The 15,441-nt window shown below is 62.1% G+C and carries 15 protein-coding genes and 1 tRNA gene; 3 read left to right on the top strand and 13 right to left on the bottom strand.

The genetic code is table 11. The annotated features are described in order from the left end of the window. Positions 1-4 precede the first annotated feature (4 nt). On the top strand, positions 5-589 hold the full coding sequence (epsC, locus tag ABHM97_RS05640; protein WP_235522091.1) for a serine O-acetyltransferase EpsC: 585 nt from the start codon (positions 5-7) through the stop codon (positions 587-589). On the opposite strand, the gene ABHM97_RS05635 is transcribed toward epsC, so the two are convergent. Together ABHM97_RS05635 and gnd are read right to left on the bottom strand one after the other, a co-directional pair. Next, positions 586-1,428, bottom strand: coding sequence for an oxidoreductase (locus tag ABHM97_RS05635; protein ID WP_235522090.1), 843 nt, complete (start codon positions 1,426-1,428; stop codon positions 586-588). The two genes, epsC and ABHM97_RS05635, sit on opposite strands and share 4 nt — an antisense overlap. Before the next feature lie 102 nt (positions 1,429-1,530). Then, complete coding sequence (gene gnd, locus ABHM97_RS05630; RefSeq protein WP_235522089.1) at positions 1,531-2,967, bottom strand: NADP-dependent phosphogluconate dehydrogenase; 1,437 nt, start codon at positions 2,965-2,967, stop codon at positions 1,531-1,533. Positions 2,968-3,206: 239 nt separating this feature from the next. Between gnd and ABHM97_RS05625 the strand changes: the two genes are divergently transcribed. Further along, the gene (locus ABHM97_RS05625) at positions 3,207-3,935 is read left to right on the top strand and encodes a FadR/GntR family transcriptional regulator (protein WP_235522088.1); all 729 of its coding nucleotides are present in this window, start codon (positions 3,207-3,209) and stop codon (positions 3,933-3,935) included. Here ABHM97_RS05625 and ABHM97_RS05620 read toward each other — a convergent pair whose 3' ends face one another. The 3 genes from ABHM97_RS05620 to ABHM97_RS05610 are packed head-to-tail and all read right to left on the bottom strand — an operon-like array spanning position 3,936 to position 6,702. Beyond that, the gene (locus tag ABHM97_RS05620) at positions 3,936-4,985 is read right to left on the bottom strand and encodes an L-idonate 5-dehydrogenase (RefSeq protein ID WP_235522087.1); all 1,050 of its coding nucleotides are present in this window, start codon (positions 4,983-4,985) and stop codon (positions 3,936-3,938) included. After that, a complete protein-coding gene (locus tag ABHM97_RS05615; RefSeq protein WP_235522086.1) occupies positions 4,985-5,755 on the bottom strand; it encodes an SDR family oxidoreductase in 771 nt (256 codons plus the stop codon). The genes ABHM97_RS05620 and ABHM97_RS05615 overlap by 1 nt, the downstream gene beginning before the upstream one ends. Positions 5,756-5,790: 35 nt before the next feature. Next, entirely contained in the window at positions 5,791-6,702 is a 912-nt protein-coding gene (locus tag ABHM97_RS05610; RefSeq protein WP_235522085.1) for an NAD(P)-dependent oxidoreductase, read from the bottom strand. A 69-nt stretch (positions 6,703-6,771) separates the two neighbouring features. Here ABHM97_RS05610 and ABHM97_RS05605 point away from each other — a divergent pair, with 69 nt between their 5' ends. After that, positions 6,772-7,839 carry a D-2-hydroxyacid dehydrogenase gene (locus ABHM97_RS05605; protein WP_349469910.1) on the top strand — a complete coding sequence of 356 codons (1,068 nt, stop codon included), beginning with the start codon at positions 6,772-6,774 and terminating at the stop codon, positions 7,837-7,839. A 10-nt stretch (positions 7,840-7,849) separates the two neighbouring features. On the opposite strand, the gene ABHM97_RS05600 is transcribed toward ABHM97_RS05605, so the two are convergent. From ABHM97_RS05600 to ABHM97_RS05565, 8 genes are all read right to left on the bottom strand, one after another. After that, entirely contained in the window at positions 7,850-9,904 is a 2,055-nt protein-coding gene (locus ABHM97_RS05600) for an acyltransferase family protein (RefSeq protein ID WP_349469909.1), read from the bottom strand. A 145-nt stretch (positions 9,905-10,049) separates the two neighbouring features. Further along, entirely contained in the window at positions 10,050-11,408 is a 1,359-nt protein-coding gene (locus tag ABHM97_RS05595) for an MFS transporter (protein ID WP_374111491.1), read from the bottom strand. A gap of 129 nt (positions 11,409-11,537) precedes the next feature. After that, positions 11,538-12,332: an IclR family transcriptional regulator gene (locus tag ABHM97_RS05590; RefSeq protein ID WP_235522081.1), complete on the bottom strand. Its 795-nt coding sequence runs from the start codon at positions 12,330-12,332 to the stop codon at positions 11,538-11,540. A 224-nt stretch (positions 12,333-12,556) separates the two neighbouring features. Next, the gene (locus ABHM97_RS05585) at positions 12,557-12,844 is read right to left on the bottom strand and encodes a hypothetical protein (protein WP_235522080.1); all 288 of its coding nucleotides are present in this window, start codon (positions 12,842-12,844) and stop codon (positions 12,557-12,559) included. Positions 12,845-12,957: 113 nt separating this feature from the next. After that, positions 12,958-13,033, bottom strand: a tRNA-Val gene (locus tag ABHM97_RS05580). Between the two features lie 77 nt (positions 13,034-13,110). Then, the gene (locus ABHM97_RS05575; RefSeq protein WP_349469908.1) at positions 13,111-14,067 is read right to left on the bottom strand and encodes an NAD-dependent protein deacetylase; all 957 of its coding nucleotides are present in this window, start codon (positions 14,065-14,067) and stop codon (positions 13,111-13,113) included. After that, positions 14,064-14,537, bottom strand: a complete 474-nt coding sequence (locus ABHM97_RS05570) for a peroxiredoxin (RefSeq protein WP_257368422.1) — start codon at positions 14,535-14,537, stop codon at positions 14,064-14,066. Before ABHM97_RS05570 ends, ABHM97_RS05575 begins: the two co-directional genes overlap by 4 nt. A 26-nt stretch (positions 14,538-14,563) precedes the next feature. Beyond that, entirely contained in the window at positions 14,564-14,983 is a 420-nt protein-coding gene (locus tag ABHM97_RS05565; protein WP_211712171.1) for a DUF3052 domain-containing protein, read from the bottom strand. Between the last annotated feature and the right edge of the window lie 458 nt (positions 14,984-15,441).

The raw sequence follows: 15,441 nt of genomic DNA, 5'->3' as shown, positions 1-15,441 counted from the left end.
CTTTGTGAGCTTCTTCGCAAGGCTTAAGGAAGACCTCGACGCCGCCCGGTCGCATGACCCGGCGGCTCGAGGCTCTTTCGAGAACTTTTTCGCCTACTCCGGACTCCACGCCATCTGGGCACACCGGGTGACGCACCGGCTGTGGCAAAACCCTGCACTCCGTTTTCCGGCCCGCCTGATTTCGCAGCTGGCCAGATTCCTGACAGGCATTGAGATCCATCCCGGCGCTACCATCGGCCGGAGGTTCTTCATCGACCACGGCATGGGAGTGGTCATTGGGGAGACGGCCGAAATCGGCGAGGACGTGATGATCTATCACGGCGTCACGCTCGGCGGACGCTCCTTGGCCAAGGTCAAACGGCACCCCACCATCGGCGACCGGGTCACCATTGGCGCCGGTGCCAAGGTCCTGGGTCCCATCACCATCGGCGCGGACAGTGCTGTGGGTGCCAACGCCGTAGTGGTCAAGGATGCGCCCCCGGAATCCATCATTACCGGGATTCCGGCCACATGGCGGCATCGGGATGCACGATCCGAAACCAAACCTGCCGTGGATCCCGCCGAGTACTACATCGAGTACCGGATCTAGCCTCCAGCCAGTCTCTTGTAGAAATTCAGGAAAACGGCGTCGAAGATCCGGTCCGGAAGAATTCTGCGCATCGCCAGGACGCTCCAGGCCCCCCTGCCCACCGGGTAGCGGGTCCTGGGGCGTTTTGCGTTGGCGGCGCGAACTATCGTGTCGGCAACTACCCGGGCTGGCGTTGAGAGGACATGGCCCTGCCCGGACGTGGAAGCCAACGCCGCAGCGACGATGTGGGCGTGGTCTTCATAGGGTCCTTCCCCGGAGCGGGCGAGTAACCCAGTCCCCGCAATGGTTCCCCACTCGGAGTCTGTTCCGGACGGTTCGATGATGACCACGTCGATGCCGTGTGGCCTTAGTTCCAAACGCAATGAATCGCTCATGCCTTCCACCGCGAATTTGGTGCCGTGATACCAGGCGCCCAGGGGCTCGTAGATTTTTCCGCCGATGGACGAGACGTTGATGATCCTGCCGGAGCGCGCCCGTCGCATACCGGGAATCACCAGCTGCGTCATGCGTGCCAGCCCCATGACGTTGACCTCGAACTGGCGTCGGCCTTCGTCGAGGGGAACTTCTTCGAGGGATCCATAGGAACCGTAGCCGGCGTTGTTCACCAGGACATCGACCCTTCCATGGGCCTTTTCCACCGATGCCACCGCGGATGCCATGGACTCCTCAGAGGTCACGTCCAAGGACAGGACCACGATTCCGTACGCCTTGAGCGGCTCCATCTTTTCAAGGCGACGAGCACCCGCGTAGACGGTGAAACCGGCGGCTTTCAGGGCAATGGCGGTTTCGAAACCAATACCTGTGGATGCCCCCGTCACGAGTGCGGTCCGCGCTTTCATGGCTGTTGTCCTTTTCTGGGGCCCAACGCACCGGCATCCGGTACGGCAAAGGCCGGTTCCTCCCAGCCTAGTGGGAGGAAACCGGCCTTCAGCGCGATGTTGCTAGTGGGTGTCGACAGCCGAGATCTCGGACTTGTCTTCGCCCCACAGGGTGTGGAAGGTGCCTTCAGTGTCCACACGACCGTAGGTGTGTGCACCGAAGAGGTCGCGCTGGCCCTGGATCAGGGCAGCGGCTACGCGCTTGCGGCGCAATCCGTCGTAGTAGGCCAGCGAGGAGGAGAACACCGGTACGGGAATGCCCAGCTGTACCGCGGTGGCTACGACGCGGCGCCAAGCCGGCAGAGCCTCCGCGATGGCCTTGGTGAAGGCCGGTGCGAAGAGCAGGTTGGCGGGCTTCTCCTCGGCAGCGTATGCCTTGGTGATGTCCTTGAGCAGTTCTGCGCGGATGATGCAGCCTGCGCGCCACAGCGAAGCGATCTCGTCCAGCTTCAGGTCCCAGCCGTATTCCTTGGCAGCGGAGGTCAGCATGTCCAGACCCTGGGCGTAGGAGACCAACTTGGAGGCGTACAGTGCCTGGCGGACGTCCTCGACGAAGGTCTCCGGGATTTCCACGGAGGCTTCTTCGCCGGCGAGCAGTTCCTGGCCGAGTTTGCGCTGCTCGGTCTGGGAAGACAGTGCGCGGGCGAAGACGGACTCGGCGATGCCGGACACCGGTGAGCCAAGTTCCAGGGCGGAGATGACCGTCCAACGGCCTGTGCCCTTCTGGCCTGCGGCATCAACGACGACGTCCACGAACGGCTTACCCGTCTTGGCGTCCACGTGCCCCAGGACCTCGGCGGAGATTTCGATCAGGAAGGAGGACAGATCGCCCTTGTTCCATTCGGCGAAGATCTTGGACTGCTCGGCGGGCTCGATGCCGGCGCCTGAACGGAGAAGATCGAAGGCTTCACCAATGACCTGCATGTCGGCGTACTCGATGCCGTTGTGGACCATCTTGACGAAGTGGCCCGCGCCGTCTGTACCGATCCATGCGCAGCAGGGTTCGCCGTCGACCTTGGCGGAGATCTTTTCCAGCAGCGGGCCGAGGGCGTCGTAGGACTCCCTGGATCCGCCGGGCATGATGGACGGGCCGTTCAGAGCGCCCTCTTCGCCGCCGGAAACACCGACGCCTACAAAGTGCAGGTCCTTCTTGGCAAGGGCAGCTTCGCGGCGACGGGTGTCCTCATAGTGCGAGTTGCCGGCATCGATGATGATGTCCCCGGCCTCGAGCAGCGGTTCGAGCTGCTCGATGACGTTATCGACAGGTGCGCCCGCCTTGACCATGATCAGGACGCGGCGGGGCTTTTCGAGGGAGTCAACGAGTTCCTGCAGCGTCTCGGTGCGAATGAAGTCGCCTTCCGAGCCGTGCTTCTCCAGCAGGGCGTCGGTCTTCTCCACGGAGCGGTTGTGGAGCGCCACGGTGAAGCCGTTGCGGGCAAGGTTGCGGGCCAGGTTGGCACCCATCACCGCAAGGCCGGTGACACCGATGTGTGCTGACATCAAAACTCCAATTCGTTCGTGTACAAACAGTCCTGCGGACACGCAGGAAGCAAAATCAAAACCAGGGGCTGTAATAAACCATACGTATTTAAATCCGGGGCAGGAAAGCGGCGCCCACCAAGTGGAACGGCGCCACGTCATAAACAGTCTATGATGCCTCCTGCCTGCACTACCCTCCCAAGGGGACTGCGTTGCTATTCCTGCGCGCCATGGCTCCCCGCGCCATTATGCTTACCTCTATGTCAACCAGCCTCCACCATCGCGCCGTCGAGCATCTGGGGACCCGCATTGTCGGCGGCGCCCTTCCTACTGGCCATGTCATGTTGGCGGAGCATTTGGAAGACGAGCTCAAGGTTTCACGTTCGGTGGTCCGCGAAGCGGTTCGGGTCCTCCAGTCGTTGGGACTGGTGGAGACCATCAAGCGGGTGGGGATCAGAGTCCTACCGGCCAACCGCTGGAACCCCTTCGATCCTTTGGTCATTCGTTGGCGATTGGCTGGCGAAGGACGCGGAGCCCAGTTGCGTTCGCTGGCGGAGCTGCGTTCCGCCGTCGAGCCCGTGGCAGCTGAACTGGCGGCCGATAACGCCCCCGATGCGCTTCGCAAGGAGCTGGTGGGCATCTCCCACGCCATGAAGGAAGCCGGCGACGCCGGCGACATGGCCACGTTCCTGGACCTCGACATCCGTTTCCACGCCCTGGTCCTGTCGGGCTCAGGCAATGAAATGTTTGCGAACCTGATCGGCCAGGTCACCGAGACGCTGACCGGCAGGACGGTGCACGGCCTGATGCCGGAGCACCCCCAAAAGCAGGCCCTGCAGTGGCACATGGATGTTGCGCACGCCATCGAGGCCGGCGACGGTCCTGTTGCGCGGGACGCCGCCGCCCGGATCATGCGGCAGACCATCGCGGAGTTGGCCCCCAGCTGGGATGACCAACCCCGCGTATTTGTGCCTGTTGCCAAAAACTAGCTACTCCCGGAACTTCAGCAGCACCTTTCCGGACTCAGCAGGGTTCTTCGCCACGTCAAAGGCTTCGAGCCCGTGGGCGAGGTCGAATTCGTGCGTCACCACGGGATCCACCTGAAGCGAACCGTCGGCGAGCGCAGCGATGACGTCCTCGATTTCGTCATTGAAACGGAATGAACCCAGGAGTTCGAGTTCCCGGGTGATGGCCAGTGAGATGTACACCGGTTGAGGCCCTGACGGGAGCAGTCCCACCATCACTACCTTGCCGCCACGGGTGGCTCCCTTGATGGCAGAGGCCAGCCCGTAATGGCTGCCGGAGGATTCAATGACGACGTCGGCGTCCACGGCCGCGATGGCTTCCGCTTCGTCGCCTTTGAGTACGGCGTCCGCACCGACCGCCCGTGCGATCTCCAGCGGCTTGTCATGCATATCGACGGCGACAATCCGGGCAGCGCCGGCGCGCTTCAGGACCGCGACCGCGAGCGCACCGATAGGGCCACTTCCGATGACGAGCGCCGTTTTTCCGCGGACGTCCCCCGCCCGGGCCACAGCGTGCCAGGCGACACTGGCCGGTTCCACCAAGGCAGCGGTCCGGAGGTCCAGGTTTTCCGGCAATGGGCGAAGCATCCTCGATGGCAGGTTTGCATATCGGCTGAAGGCACCATCGGTGTGCGGGTAGCGGGCAGCGCTGCCCAGATATGTGCAACCCGGGGACAGGTTTGGCCGGTCCTCGGGGTATCTGGCGTCGCCGGGGGCGGGTGTCGCCGGATGGACTGCCACGGGCGTTCCCACGCCTGGGCCGCTGCCATCCGCGGCCTGCTGGACCACGGTGCCAACGATTTCGTGGCCGAGAACCATGGGCTCCTTGAGGATGGACTCCCCCGCAGCGCCGTGCAGCCAGTAGTGCAGGTCGGAGCCGCAGATTCCGCCGTAGGCGATTTCGACGATCGCCTGGTCCGGCGTGGGCTCGGTCAGCGGAATGTCTTCGATGCGGAGGTCGTCCTTGCCATGGGCGACCACCGCCGGAGCGGTTGTGGGAAGTGTGATGCCCATCAGACCACCACCGTCATTCCGCCATCGACGAAGATAGTCTGGCCGTTGACGAAGTTGGATGCCTGCGAGGCCAACCACACCGTTGGGCCGGCGAGGTCCGCGACAGTCCCCCATCTGTTGGCAGGTGTCCGGCCAAGGATCCAGGAGTTGAAGTCGGTGTCGTCCACCAGGTTCTGCGTCATCTCGGTGTGGATGTAACCCGGGGCGATCCCATTGATCTGCAGCCCGGACGCCGCCCACTCAGCGGTCATGGCGCGGGTCAGGTTCCGCAGCCCGCCCTTGGCGGCGACATAGGGTGCGATCGTTGGTCGGGCGAGGTCTGTTTGGACTGAGCAGATGTTGATGATTTTGCCGTGGCCCCTGGGGATCATATGCCTGGCGGCTTCACGGCCCACCAGGAATGCGCTGGTCAGGTCCGTGGTGATCACGCGGTCCCAGTCCTTGACGTCGAGGTCAAGCATGGGGACCCGGTGTTGGATCCCGGCGTTGTTCACGAGGATGTCGAGCGGTCCGACGTTCTGCTCAATCCACGCTACGCCTTCAGCGGCGGCCTCCGCGTCGGTGACGTCGAAGGCCCGGCTGTGGACCCTTCCTGCCGGATAGTCGGCGGCCATTGCCTCCTGCGCGGCGTCGAGTCTTTCAGCGCTGATGCCATTGAGCACCACCGTGGCTCCAGCGTCGGCAAGGCCCCTGGCCAGGGCGTTACCTATCCCCCGGCTTGAACCAGTAACCAAGGCAACCCGCCCGGTCAGATCGAAAAGTCCACTCATGGTTTGTTCTTCATTCCTTCTTCGGTTGCGCCGGCTCAGTTGCTGCGCGACGTCGCGGTTGGGGTCGGGCTCAAATTGGCGATGGTTTGCCGGACGACGGCAAGGTCCTGGTCTCCGAGTCCCTGGCGCCTCAGTTCGGCGTACAGCTCGACGGCGGCTGTGGCCAGGGGCACGGCGGAGCCGGCAGCTTCAGCACTCTCAAGGACGAATCCGAGGTCTTTGTGCATGAATTTGGCCGGTCCCGTCGGTGCATAGTCTTTGGCTGCAAGCCGCGGCCCAACGTTGTCCAACACCCGGCTTCCGGCGAGCCCGCCCGAAAGGACATCAAAGAGCGCCTCCACGTCCATGCCGGAGCGTTCGGCGAGCTCGGCTGCCTCGGCGAGTGCCGCCGTCGTGGTTCCTACGATGAGTTGGTTGCACGCCTTGGCCAGCGATCCGGACCCAAGCGGCCCCATGCGCCGCACGGTTGTTCCCATGGTCTCGAGGAGCGGCTTGAGTGCCTCGAACTGGAGTTCGTCGGCGCCAACCATGATGGCCAGGGTGCCGTCCTGCGCACCTTTGGTTCCGCCACTGACCGGGGCATCCACCACTGATGCGTTGCCGCCGCTCGCTTCGTGGACGGTTTGGCCGAACTGCTGGACCGCGGTTGGCGAGACGCTGCTCATGATGACGACGGCGGTGCCCGGCTTTGGCGGCGCGCCCCGCCAGGATTCGAGCAAGGCCTGTGCGGCTTCCTCGATAAACGGCAGGTCAGGGAGCATGAAGATGATGGCATCCTCATCGCGAAGGTGGGCCACTTCGGCGGCGCGCTCGACACCACGGAGGTCCCTGAAGGCCTTGTCGGAGCGGTTCCAGCCGGTGACTGCCCACCCGGCTTTGGCGATGTTCGCGGCCATGGGTGCGCCCATGAGCCCCAAACCGACAAAGCCCACACGTTTACCGTCCATGCCAGTAATACCTCACTTCTTTGTGGTCATCTCGGGAAATTCTGTTCAATATCCTAGCCGCCATTCAGTATGATGAACACCATGACGACTGATGAACTTACCATCGCCATCGCTGTGCCGCTCGAAGCAGAGCACGTAGAGCTGATCCGCGCTGTTGATCCCTCCGTAACGGTTCTCTACGATCCCGAGTTGCTGCCGCCCGAGCGCTTCTCCGCGGACCATGCCGGCGATCCCGACTTCAAACGGACGCCCGAACAGGAAGAACGTTACTGGGCCATGCTGAACAGGGCACAGGTCCTCTACGGCTTCCCCAACGAAAGCCCCGCCGGACTCGCCAAGGTGGCGGAAAGCAATCCGCACCTGCAGTGGATCCATGCCATGGCCGCCGGAGCAGGCGGCGCCGTCAAGGCCTCAGGCCTGGACACTGAAGCGCTGCGCAAATTCAAGGTGACCACCTCGGCCGGGGTCCATGCCCTGCCACTGGCAGAGTTCTCGGCCTTCGGCATCCTTAACGGCTTCAAGCGCAGCGCCGAAATGGGCCGCGACCAGGCTGCCAGGAACTGGCCTGAGCTGCGGACACCCACCAAACTCGTTAACGGTTCCACCCTGGTCATCACAGGACTGGGTGAAATCGGCATGGAAACTGCCCGTATAGCCCGCGCCCTCGGCATGAAGGTCAGCGGTACCAAGCGCAACGTCGAAGCCATCGAAGGCATCGACAAGGTGACCACCAACGACGACCTGGCCTCCCTGGTTTCCGGCGCTGACGCAGTGGTGAACACCCTGCCCGGGACCCCCTACACGGAGAAGCTGTTCAACCGCGAAATCTTCTCGGCCATGAAGCCCGGGGCCGTATTCGTCAACGTCGGCCGCGGAACCGTCGTCGATGAGGAGGCATTGCACGAGGCACTCGGGAACGGTCAGGTCTCTTACGCGTGCCTTGACGTCTTCGCCGTCGAACCTCTCCCGCAGGACAGCCCGTTGTGGAACCACCCCCAGGTCCTCGTGTCCCCGCACACCTCGGCCCTGAGCGAGGCTGAAAACCGCCTCATCGCCGAGCGTTTCTGCAGCAACCTGCGCACCTTCCTGGATGGCGGCGAACTCCCCCATCTGGTGGATCCCGTCCACTTCTACTAAACCGGACCACCTACCAGCCTGTGGCGGCCAACCATCTCTCGGACAGCATTTCGGTCATGCTTCTTGTGTAACTGGCCGAGAGGTGGTTGTCGTCCAGGTAAACGTAGACGTTGCCGATGATCCCCGGACAACGGGCACCGTCACAAATGAGGTCGGTCATATCCAAAATCGACAAACCGGTGAAGGTCCCCTCCAGCCGCTCCAGCGGGTTGCTTTCCGCCAGGACCGAGGACAGCGCGGGACTGCAGCCGGGACCGTCCACTCCCGAGGCGATGGCACACTCACTGGGACTGAAGGAGAACCGCGGGTTGTCCCGCATGGCAATGACCTCCACCCCCTGATCCGTTAGCTCACCCACCAAATCGTCCAGTCCCCACGTTAAATCTTCGTCGGGTGAATCCGGAACCGCCGCTGTCCCCACCAGGAAAACCGCATCCGGATGGTGCTGGCGTATGTGCTGCCGAACCTGTGCATTGAACCGGTTGCACTCAGCTCCGACCTCCTCCGTCTGGGTCATGAAGGGGCAGGCGCCCAAAGTGATGGCCTGGACGCGCCACTGTTGTTCCTTGGCCAAGGGACCAATCGCACCCAGCCACTGCAGGGAATGCGACTGGCCTACGACAATAACCGTCTTCTTCGCTCCGCTTCCCACATCGTTTTGCTGGCATTCCGCAGCAAGCGCGGCATCGGCAGGACGCAACTCGCCGACGCAGGGACCGTCGAGCCTTCCCCAATCGTCCGGTAACTGCTCAGGCGTAGGCAGCGGCCGCGCATTCGCGTTGCCGGTGTTGACATAGCCCGGCAGCAACGCCCTGGCACCCGGGTTGTCCTCGGTCCCCTGCGAAGCCAGGATGTCTTTTTCCACCTGCCGCTGGTAGCCGAAAATTGCCATGGGCGACGCCCCAACGGCCAGGCACACTGCTACGGCCACAGCCAGGCGGCGCCGCTTGGCCTCTGGCCATCGCCACGCACGCAGCGGCCGCTCCACCCAACGCGTGGTGACGTAGGCCAGGAGCAGCGAGGCCATCACAATCAACGAGCCCGTCAACCAGTCCGCATGGTCTTCACCAATCCACACCAGAGTGATGACGAGGAGCGGCCAGTGCCATAGGTAGAGGGCATATGAGGTGGACCCCAGCCCAACCAGCAGCCTCGAGGACAGGATCCGGTCCACGCCAACCCGGCTTCCCGATTGTCCGGCCACAATCACTGCTACCGCAGCCAGCGTGGGCCATAGGGCAACATAGCCGGGAAATGCTGTGCGGACCTGCAAGATGGCGCCGCAGCTCAGCATTGCAGCAACACCAACCCAGCCAAGTACGGCTCTCATTCCCTTGCGTGGATGCAGGAAGGGAAGGAGCAATGCAACAAGGGTGCCCAAAGCGAACTCCCACAAGCGGGCAAAAGTGTCGAAGTAGGCCAGTTCCTGATGTGCCGCGGTGAAGTAAATCGAATAAGCGAGCGAGGCTGTAAAAACCAGTCCAAAGACTCCCAGCAGCACGGCACGGTACGACCATCCAAACCGGCGACAGACCAATGCGGTCAGCACAAAAATCGCAGGCCAAAGAATGAAGACCTGCCCTTGGATGGATAGCGACCAAAAGTGCTGCATGGGGCTGGCCAGGCTATGGTCAGCCGCATAGTAGTTGACCACTTGCCGTTGCAGCAGCCAGTTCTGGACGTAGAACAGCGAGGCCCAGGCCTGGTTGACGATCTCGGTCCACCGCGTCCGTGGAATGACCAGGAAAGTTGCCGCCAATGTCCCGAGCAGGACCACCACGACCGCGGGCAACAACCGCCAGAAAAGGTGAAGCCAGTGCCGCAGCAGTGAAACGGTACGGGCATCCTCGTAGCGCCCAACGAATTGCAGGGTCATCAGGAACGCCGAAATCAGCAAGAACACATCCACACCGCCGGATACCCGGCCAAACCAGATGTGGTAAGTGACGACCATGAGTACTGCAAGCGAGCGAAGACCCTGGATCTCAGGACGAAAAGTTGTCCCGGCAGCGCGCCGAACCTGTCCGGGGCTCTCCGGCGATGTCACGCCCTTGGTTGCCGTCATGGACACGCTCCTCTTCCGCTGCACCAATTCTGCACTGCCCTCTGCCAATGTCCACCCCAAGGAGAACGGCAGGACAAACGACAGCGGCGCAGCCCCTCCTCTCGGAGGGACCGCGCCGCAGTGCTTTGAGCGCCTAAGCCAGAAGCTACCGCGCGTCTTCGGTGCTGACGAGGTCGCGTCCTGCCGTCTCCGGGGTGAAGAAGGTTGTGACGAACGAGATCAATGCCAGGACAAGCGAGTAGATGGCCAGGACCAGCCATGAGTGGTTCGTGGCCGCCAGCATCAGCGCACCGAGCAGGGGTGCCAGTCCGCCTGCCAGGACGGCTGAGATCTCCCGGCTCATCGCCACGCCCGTAAAGCGGTACTGCGAGCCAAAAAGTTCCGGGAGGAGCGGGCACTGCGGGCCGAGCATCGACTGGACGCCGATGGCGATGCCCACAGCCATGACCACCCACACCAACGTGACGTTGCCCAACGTCACCAGGTAGAAGGCCGGCACGGCAATGATGGCTTGGAACAACGCACCGTAGCGGTAGACCGGCACACGGCCATATTTGTCCGAAAGGGCCCCGAAGGTCACAACGAGGACTGCCGCGAACCCAGCCGCAATCAGCAAACCGACCGGGCCAATGGAATTGTTTCCGGCAAAGACCCCGGCAGGCATGCTCATGAACGAAACCAGAAGCGCCGAGTAAATGGACGAGTTTCCGTTCTCGCCCATCCGCAAGCCAATGCCGATCAGCACGTTCTTCCTGGAGTGCTTCCACAAAGCACCGATCGGGTTCTTGACCACGTTCTTGTGCTTTTCCAGCTCCTGGAAAGCCGGCGTTTCCTTGAGCTTGAGCCGAATGAAGATCGCGATGACAATCAGGATGAAGCTGGCCAGGAACGGCACGCGCCACAGCCAGCCCTGCAGGACGGACTTGTCAGCCATGGCAATGAGGGCAAACGTTCCAGCACCCAGGAGGGTGCCAAGCTGGATTCCTACGAACGGCAAGGAAGCGAAGAAACCACGACGGCGGCGCGGTGCCACTTCGGATATCAGCGTCGTGGCGCCGGCCTGCTCGGCGCCGGCCCCGAGTCCTTGGACGATGCGGAGTGTGACGAGGAGAACTGCGCCCAGCATCCCTGCCTGATCGAAGGTAGGCAGGAGGCCGATGGCGAAGCTCGCCGTTCCCATCAAGGCGATGGTCAGGATTAGGACCATCTTCCGGCCGAACCGGTCACCGATGTAGCCGAAGATCAGACCACCAAACGGCCGCGCCGCGAAGCCAACACCATAGGTAGCGAACGAAGCGATCAGTGCCCCATCCGGACCGAGTGGCGCGAAAAACAGCGGCCCGAAAATCAGCGCCGAAGCCAAACCGTAAATGTAGAAATCGTAGTACTCCAGAGCGGAACCAACAGAGCTGGCCAGCGTCGCACGCCGAAGCTGCTCCGGTTCGACGACGGCTTCGTCGGCTTCCGCCGCGAACTTTGTCTTGGTACGAGTTGTCACAAGCACTCCCTCAAAATCACCCCGGGCCCCCGTTGGCCCAGCGAGATAGTGATGGCATCACCGCCAAGATCACTATGTTGAACAGCGTACAGCTTGATGAACAGCTTGCCAAGACTAAAATCAGATTTATAGGTGCTATCCCATGGGATTGCCCAAGGACCTGGCCAATTCCTTGAGTTCCTTGACCATCAATGCACCCTGCTCCTCCGAATATGTCGCCTTCAGTGCAGTGACAGAGAGGCCCAAGCTGGGGCCGTGGGCTCCATGAGTGGGCACGGGAACCGCCAGGCAGACCACTCCCACGGTGGACTCCTCGTCCTCGAAGGCAAACCCCTGAGTGCGGATAGTCGAAATCTGCGCCTTCAACTCTTCGGCCGTACGCAGCGAGTTCGGGGTCATGACCGGCAGCGACATGCCGTCGGGGAACATCGCCTCAATATCGTGGTCGTGCAACTGGGCCAGCAAGGCTTTGCCAACGCTGCACAGCGACACCGGCATCTTGTCACCGATGTTCGATGTCAGCCGGACGGCGGGATGGCCTTCGTAGCGCGCAAGGTAAATGACGTGGTCGCCGTCGAGCATGGCGATCCTGACAGTCTCACCGGAAAGCGTCGGGGCCTGTTCACAATACTTGTAGAACTCCTGCACCTCGTCCAAGCGGCTCAAATACGCCGCACCCAGCTCCACAAGCTTTCGGCCCAGCGCAAAGTCGGCTCCCTGCCGCGTAATAAGGCGAGATTCCTCCAGGGCCAGAAGCAGATTCGAGGTTGAGGACTTGGGGATGCCTAGTTCCCGCGAGAGGTCACTCAAGGTCAGGCGCCCGGACGGGGAGCCGGCAAGCGCCTCAAGCACGGCGGCTGCGCGGGTGACGGCAGGAGCCGGCGACGACGCGCCCAGCCCCTCCGAGCGGGTAGAGCGGGAATCTGCCACGATTCTCCTTCGTCATCGAGGTACCGGCTGTTCATTCAGCTGAACACTACTCATCATAGTGTCTCACCTGCTTGAGGGGTGCCCCTCCCCACGGATACTGGAGTCGCGCCCCCAATCGACTCACTTTTCAAACCCAAAAGTTCGCTGTATATTCATTCTCGAGCTCTCCACCGCGGCATCCCCCAATAGTCGTGGTGGAGAGCTCATCCATTTAACCCGCGGATTCAGGCAGCCAAGGCTTCCTCGCCCCGGAGGTACCAGGCGCCATCACCATTCCGGACAAGTTCCCACGTCACGGCGCCGGAATGCTGCCCTCTGCCCGGAGCCACCTGGACCTGCCAGATTTCGATATCAACCCGGCCGTGCCCCCGGGGCATTCGCCTTGACTGTTCCCACCACGGCACCCTCTCGAACCAGCGGACAGGCTCAGCCACCACGTCCCACTCCTGGCCGCCACGCTGGACCGCCACGGGAGCGCCTTGGACTGTGGTGCGGATGTCAACGGATTCCATGTCCGAAACATTAGGGAACACCACTGACAATTCAGGCACCGCAATCCAGGCCTTGTCAGGGCAACAAAAACCCCGCCGCGTCGAACCTGTTGGCACTCCGTGGCGGGGTTACTTGGTGGGTCCTACCGGGATCGAACCGATGACATCCACGGTGTAAACGTGGCGCTCTACCAGCTGAGCTAAAGACCCAAATGACGGTTTCAGCGCTTCCTGCGGACCTTTTTAGTTCCTCAGCGCTTCAACCAACGAACAATGACTCTACATGATTATGTGCCGGAAACACCAATCGAGCCGGGAGCACCTGAAATGTCGGGCAGCGTCCGCGCCAAATAGTCCAAAGCACCGCTCACTCCGAGGTCGAGTTTCACCGTAGCGAGGGGGTCGCCACGGGTGGCGCCCCGGTTAATGATGACCACCGGCTTGCCGGCCTTGGCGGCGTGACGCACGAAGCGAAGTCCGCTCTGCACCGTCAACGAGGACCCCGCAACCAGGAGGGCCTCCGCATCATCCACCATCCCATAAGCGCGTGCTACGCGATCCTTGGGAACGTTTTCCCCAAAAAAGACGAAATTGGGCTTAAGCATCCCGCCGCAGATGGGACACACCGCCACTACGAACGAAGTAATCAGTTCGGGATCTTCCACTGTCGCGTCGGCATCCGGAGCCATTTCAACTACTCCGGAATCCAGTGCGGCCTCCAGGAATCCAGGATTGATCTCTTCGAGGATGGCCGCGATCAGTTTCCGACTGAAAATGTGTCCGTTTTCGAGACAGATGACCTGGTCGAAGCGCCCGTGCAGGTCCACCACGTTAACGCTTCCGGCGTCCTCATGAAGCCTGTCCACGTTCTGGGTGATGAGACCGGTCAAAAGTCCCCGCCGCTCCATCAACGCGATGGCGGCATGCCCGGCATTCGGATCGGCATGCCGTAGATGGGACCACCCGATGTGGTTGCGGGCCCAATAGCGCCGTCGGTTGGACGCACTGCCGATGAACTCCTGGTAGGTCATCGGGTTCCGGGGCGCCGAGCCCGGCCCCCTGTAATCAGGAATACCCGAATCCGTGCTCAGGCCCGCGCCGGTGAGGACAGCCAACGGCTTGCCCTCCAGGAAAGACCGCGCCTCTGACACAGCCTCCAACTCGGCTGGTTGCAAGTGCACGGCCGGCTCCGGGTTCATGCTGGCGAAGCCAGTCATGCCCACCCCCGGCCTGACCTGGCTCATGACGAGTGCCCGACCAGGTCCGCCAGGGCCCGGCGGTATTCGGCGAAGTCCCGCGCTTGGCCCCTTGGATTAACAACCGCGTAACGGACGGTGCCGCCGGCGTCGATAATAAAAGTTCCCCTCAGAGCCATCCCACTGGCGGCGTCGAACACACCGTATGCCTGGGCGACCGCACCGTGAGGCCAGAAATCGGCGAGGAGATCGAATCCGAAACCCTCGCTCTGGGCGTACGCCCGCTGGGCAAACTTACTGTCCACCGAGATGGCCAATACTGCGGCGTTCGCGTCCTCGAAGGCAGCGATGTTGTCGCGGATCTCACACAACTCTCCCGTGCAGATACCCGAGAAAGCGAAAGGGAAAAACACTACAACGACGTTCCGTCCGCGATAGTCGGACAATCGAACCGGCTCCCCGTATTGGTTGACCAGCTCAAATTCCGGCGCGGAATCACCAACGGCCGGTACCGTCATCAGCGCCGGCACCAAGGGGACCTTGGTCACTTGTTCTTCTTCGGCACCAGACGGGTGGCACTCCAGTCCTTCGAAACACCGGCGGAGGTGGTGAGGTGCAGACCGGACGTGGGCGCTGCGTCCTGGATGTCTGCCGGGGAAACGTAGCCGTCGCGGCCTGACTTGGGGGTCAGGACCCAGACGACTCCGCCTTCCTTCAAAGTGGTGAGCGAATCCATCAGGGCATCAACAAGATCACCGTCGCCGTCGCGCCACCAGAAGACAACAGCATCCACTACGTCATGGTCGTCTTCATCCAACAGTTCGGATCCAGTGACATCTTCGATGTCATCACGCAAGTCGAAGTCGACGTCATCGTCGTAGCCGCGCTCCTGAATCAGATCCCCATCTTTGAAACCCATTCGTTCCGCCACATTTACCGATGTGGCGGCGTCGGCCTCGCTCACGTTTCCTCCTTTTGAAGTGACTTCCATTACTAACAGCCAACACCCTTTGGGCGTGTGCTTCAAGCCATTGTCCCTGCCCGGGGCCACATTCCGCACTACCGGGGGCGTTTTGGGGCCCCGATACGTACGTGGTATCGGTCACGGAGGGATTATGAGTGTGACATACAACGCCCCCCGGGGCCCGTGGCTACGCATCCCGGCACAGTGAAAGCTAGAGTGGCCATGAGCGCTATGGCTGCAGGGCGATCGCCCCAAAGAATTCTACTGGGCAGCCAAGCGCTCACAAGACCTGCCCGGCGCATCGGACCGGGCTGTTGAAACCGAAATGTCGCACACGACGCGTTCACGACGGGCAGTTACCCTGCCAGACCTGAGGCGCCGATGAATGCGCCTAAAGGAAGGTTGGACGTGTCTGTAGGAGAAGAGACCTCACACATCCTCAGCGGGTTGACTGCCCA

The organism is Paenarthrobacter sp. CAP02, assembly GCF_040137855.1.
Classification (GTDB): domain Bacteria; phylum Actinomycetota; class Actinomycetes; order Actinomycetales; family Micrococcaceae; genus Arthrobacter.
The sequence above is the reverse complement of the archived record's forward strand: the minus strand, read 5'-3'. Positions and strand labels throughout refer to the sequence as shown.